General features: G+C 43.8%; 4 protein-coding genes. 1 reads left to right on the plus strand and 3 read right to left on the minus strand.

Annotated features, from left to right (window positions below; translation table 11 throughout):
- Nucleotides 1-355 precede the first annotated feature (355 nt).
- Nucleotides 356-1,387, minus strand: a complete 1,032-nt coding sequence (locus tag WBA23_RS08280; protein ID WP_424581804.1) for an RluA family pseudouridine synthase — start codon at nt 1,385-1,387, stop codon at nt 356-358.
- Nucleotides 1,388-1,435: 48 nt separating this feature from the next.
- Between WBA23_RS08280 and WBA23_RS08285 the strand changes: the two genes are divergently transcribed.
- Complete coding sequence (locus WBA23_RS08285; RefSeq protein ID WP_424581805.1) at nt 1,436-2,374, plus strand: 1-aminocyclopropane-1-carboxylate deaminase/D-cysteine desulfhydrase; 939 nt, start codon at nt 1,436-1,438, stop codon at nt 2,372-2,374.
- A gap of 83 nt (nt 2,375-2,457) precedes the next feature.
- Here the strand turns inward: WBA23_RS08285 and WBA23_RS08290 are convergent, their stop codons facing one another.
- The gene (locus tag WBA23_RS08290) at nt 2,458-3,459 is read right to left on the minus strand and encodes a nucleoside hydrolase (RefSeq protein ID WP_424581806.1); all 1,002 of its coding nucleotides are present in this window, start codon (nt 3,457-3,459) and stop codon (nt 2,458-2,460) included.
- 80 nt (nt 3,460-3,539) lie between these two features.
- Nucleotides 3,540-4,607 (minus strand): erythromycin esterase family protein (locus WBA23_RS08295; RefSeq protein ID WP_424581807.1); only part of this gene is annotated, 1,068 nt, incomplete at its 5' end.

The following is a 4,607-nucleotide window of genomic DNA, read 5'->3' on the forward strand; positions in this document are numbered from 1 at the left end:
GTCTTAATAACTTCACCTATCCAGAAAATTAGAATTGGAATACCAACTAAAGTTAAGGCATTAGATGCCCAAGTCCATAGGGAAATTATTACAATTTTATCTGCTAGTTCGTAGATCAAAACGATTACAAAGACTGTTACTTTCAATGTTATTTCGGTTACCAAAAGAGTAATTAAATTAGGTTATTCAATGATTAATAATTATCACTAATAAGTAAAGATTCTATAACCTAATAATATCAACTGTCATGCTTTAATGGCTTTGAGTGTCTCTTATTTGAGAATAATTGCAGTTAAAGAATTTCATCTGTATATACTGTATAGTCAAAAAATGATCTAAGTTACCGCGAATTTCCTCAATTATACTGCACATAATGATCCCATTTGGCTAAAACGGCCTGAAAGTCTTCGGGTAATTCTGAGTCAAAAAATAGCTGCTCTTTGGTAACCGGATGCTCAAAGCCAAGTGATTTGGCGTGAAGAGATTGGCGGGGCATAAGCTTAAAGCAGTTATCCACGAACTGTTTGTACTTCGTAAACTTCGTGCCTTTCCGAATCTCGCTTCCTCCGTACAAAGCATCGTTAAACAACGGATGGCCCAAATACTTCATATGCGCCCGAATCTGGTGGGTGCGACCGGTTTCCAGTTGGCACTGGAGTAACGAAACGTAGCGCAGCGTGCGAAGTACCTTGTAGTGGGTAATGGCATTTCTCCCCACATCGCCCTTCGGAAAAGCCGCCGTTACCCGCCGATCTTTCAGGCTACGGCCTAGGTGAACATCAATGGTGCCCTGTGGTTCTTCCGGTTCGCCCCAGACGAGTGCCAGATAGGTGCGCTCAATGCTATGGTGGAAAAACTGTTTAGCTAATCCAGTCATGGCTTGCTCGGTTTTGGCGATAACGAGTAAGCCTGAGGTATCTTTATCAATGCGATGTACCAAACCCGGACGGCCCTCGTTGCCCTGCATGTGGGGCAGTTGCTGAAAATGATACACCAGCGCATTCACTAGCGTGCCCGACCAATTTTGGTAGGCCGGATGCACCACCATCCCGGCGGGTTTATTAACCACGAGCAGATAGTCATCTTCGTACACAATGTTCAGCGGAATATCTTCGGGATGCACATCGGTGTCGCGGGGTGGGGTGGGCAGTGAAACTACAATCTCATCGTCGGGGCGAACTTTGTAATTGGACTTGACCGGCTGTTCATTCACCAGCACATAACCTTCCTTAATGGCTGCCTGCACTTTAGAACGAGTTACGTTGGGTAAAAAAGTAATTAAGTATTTATCGAGTCGCAGTAATTCCTGATTGGGCGATGCCACCAGACGATGGTGCTCAAATAACTCTTCGGACTCTTCTGCTTCTTCAGTATTATCAAAACTCATAGTAGTAACTTTCTTTCGGGGACAAATTTATGCATTTTGTCCAATCTTATGTGTCTAGCTAAAATGCGTAATGCTGCTCCGGTTATTCAACAACTGGATAACCCTTGGCTAACCTCAGCTCGGGTTCAAGTATCGGTACTACGGCTTGACCTGATGTACCCTAAACTTTCGGGGAACAAATGGTACAAGCTAAAGTACAACCTACAGCAAGCCCGAACCGAAGGTAAAAGTACACTATTAACTTTTGGCGGAGCTTACTCCAACCATATTTATGCTACTGCCGCCGCCGGAAAGTTATACGGGTTTAATACCATTGGCATTATCCGGGGTGAACGACCGCTGGCACTAAATCCTACTTTACAATTTGCCGAAGCTCAAGGAATGCAGTTGCAATTTGTGAGCCGGGAAGATTATCGGGCTAAAGCGAGTGCTTTTTTCACGGAGTATCTCCAACAAAAATTCGGCTCGTTCTATCAGCTTCCCGAAGGCGGCACGAATAGGTTGGCAGTAAAAGGCTGCTCGGAGATATTACCTACCCCGTTGGAGTACGACATCGTTTGCAGTAGCGTCGGTACCGGAGGTACACTCGCCGGACTACTGGTGCAACTAGCCGGGAAAAAACAGCTTCTCGGGTTTCCTGCCCTGAAAGGTGGACATTTTCTGTATGATGAAATCAATCAGCTTACTACTGATTACAACAACCAAAAATATACCAACTATCAGCTAATTACCGACTATCATTTTGGTGGTTACGCTAAGGCGAATACCGAACTAGTTGATTTCATTAACGATTTCTACCAGAAGTATCGAATACCACTCGATCCGGTCTACAACGGTAAGTTATTCTACGGACTTTTCGATTTAATTAGACAGGAATACTTCCCATCAGGCACTCGAGTTTTAACGATACACACAGGTGGGTTGCAGGGTATCGCTGGGTTCAACGAAAGGTACCGCAACAAGAAAGTGCGTATTTTAGAAGGCTAGAGTATGCTGATATTCAGGCTAATATAGAATTTTAGAGTGATGTTGGTCTAAGAAGGGTATAGTGACAGATGCCTCAATTGTATTTAATCCTCCAATGGTTTAGCAATTAGTTGATTCAGGTAATTTGCGAGTTCGATATTGCTCTTTGGATATTGTGAAACGAAGTGATGGTTAGTGGTAGTATCGGCTGTAATCCACCTGCTTCCTTGTTCAAGATCAACTTGTAAGTATCCGTCAGTTCGTACTGTAAAGTGTTGGGTAGGTTCTTCCACCGCAAAGTAGACAGTGACTAAATCCCAACTGGGCCGCTGATCGTGCAGTGTTTTCTTTTCCATATTCCATAGCCAGTCGCGGTAGGCGGTTCTAACGATGTTTCCGGGAGGGGTTGCCGCTAATGATTTGCCCGTCATTACATTACCGCCACCGCTGACGAAGTAGGTAGGACGAGGAAAATTGCTGGCTAAATAGTGCGTAAATGGCACCGTTTTGTTACGAAAAAAATTCCAATCCTGTACGTAGTTCCCCTCGGAGTTATCGGCATTAAGTGCGCCTAATGCCACCCACTTTTTTATTTTAGTTTTCGCTAATTCGTAGCCCGAGAGGTCGGATATACTATCCGGCGAAGAGGTAAGCAAATCGTACAAGCCTTTTGTATGGCCTACGGTCACGTATACAATGCTGGTATCCACCTGATTGGCCAGTAGTGTTCTTAGTAAATGAGTTTGTTCCGGCACATCAGTATTGGTGATGAACCTGTGGTGGAAAGCACTGGTATCTTTGGCTAACTTTTCGGCTAGCATCTTATCTACCGGATCGCCGAACAAGCTATCGTAGCTAGCCCCAATAGGTATCTGCTCATTTCCGTAGTAATGGTTAATAGCATCAATAACTCCTACTCCATAGGGAACCGCCCCCGAACTGTATATTATTCCAACTATTTCTACCTTACCCTGATTGGCGTATTCGTTCAGCAGTGCCAAAGCACCCACATCATCGCAATCGGAACCCATGTCGGTATCCAGTATTATACGAGGAGTAGATGGGGCGTTTTGGGCATAAGCATCACTTAAAGCAATACTAATCATGATGGAAAAAACAATCAGATTAGTCACTATCAAAATCAGTCTCTGGGTTACACTACTAAGAAGTTTCAGCATCATCTTTATTACCGAAATGTCTGTGAAGCAGTTGTTACATCAAAATAGATAATGCGATCGTAGAGATCAGAGTGGAAGTTGCGGTAGTAGTTTTCCGGCTGACCATTGAAGACTGCGCCTATTGATAAGTAGTGCCTGTCTTCACTAAAAAAATCATTCCACTCAGTATGCTTCTGCAAGTCGTTTACACTAACCGTAAACGCTGAATTGCTAGTATTATAGAATATTTCCGTTAGCGATTCTCCCTGAGGCTGTTCATCAATCGTATGCTTTTTTAAACCAGTGGACTGATCATTTTCATAACCCATTGCTGTGAAGTCACCCTTTGAGAACATGAAGCCTACGGTAGAATAATCGTTGGGAAGCTCCTGGAGCAAATAATGCCCGATTGATCCTGACCCATAAGTTGGATCGTTAGCAATGTGGGCATTATGTGCCCATAGAACTACCTTTTCTCCATCAAAATAATCTAACAGCCAGGTGATGTTTTCAGCCATATATTTATCCCGATAATTCACTGAGTAGTCTTCAACAGTCCGGTGATACATTACTTCAGAAACTTGCCGGATCACGCGTAATATTCTCAAGTGAAGCTCAAATTCTTTTTCTGAGGTGGCGGCTACTAACATGTTTTGTTGAGTAATCATTGAGTCTTGCAGAGCATCAATCTGTCCGAGGTAAGCTGTAAATTTTTCGGGAGGATATCCTTTAAACCTATCTTTAGCCGCCGTTTCTGCTTCCGAAAACACCTCTTCGGCAAACGGCATCAATGATGGATCAGCAGCCTGTAGGTACTGCTTTAATAGCTCGGGATGGTAGGTATTGTACTGGCAGTCTACTCCCATGTAATGTACTTTCTCCTTTTCAGACTTTCCCACATTGTATTCGCTCATCCATTCCAGTAGATTTTGCACCTCACGAGTCCTCCACGTCCAGAAGTGCATCTTCTCCGACATTAGCTCTGGAATCTGACTTTTCAACCCTTCTTGAACTGCTTCCCCAACAAATAGCGACTCACCGAAGTCAGCTTCGAAAGCAAATACTCGGTAACCATGATTCTCAACAAGGTACCGGAA

This window comes from Tunicatimonas sp., assembly GCF_049647865.1.
Classification (GTDB): domain Bacteria; phylum Bacteroidota; class Bacteroidia; order Cytophagales; family Cyclobacteriaceae; genus Tunicatimonas.

Coding starts and splice junctions, on each gene's coding strand:
- WBA23_RS08280 (WP_424581804.1), bottom strand. CDS start 1,387: ATGAGTTTTGATAATACTGAAGAAGCAGAAGAGTCCGAAGAGTTATTT.
- WBA23_RS08285 (WP_424581805.1), top strand. CDS start 1,436: ATGTGTCTAGCTAAAATGCGTAATGCTGCTCCGGTTATTCAACAACTG.
- WBA23_RS08290 (WP_424581806.1), bottom strand. CDS start 3,459: ATGATTAGTATTGCTTTAAGTGATGCTTATGCCCAAAACGCCCCATCT.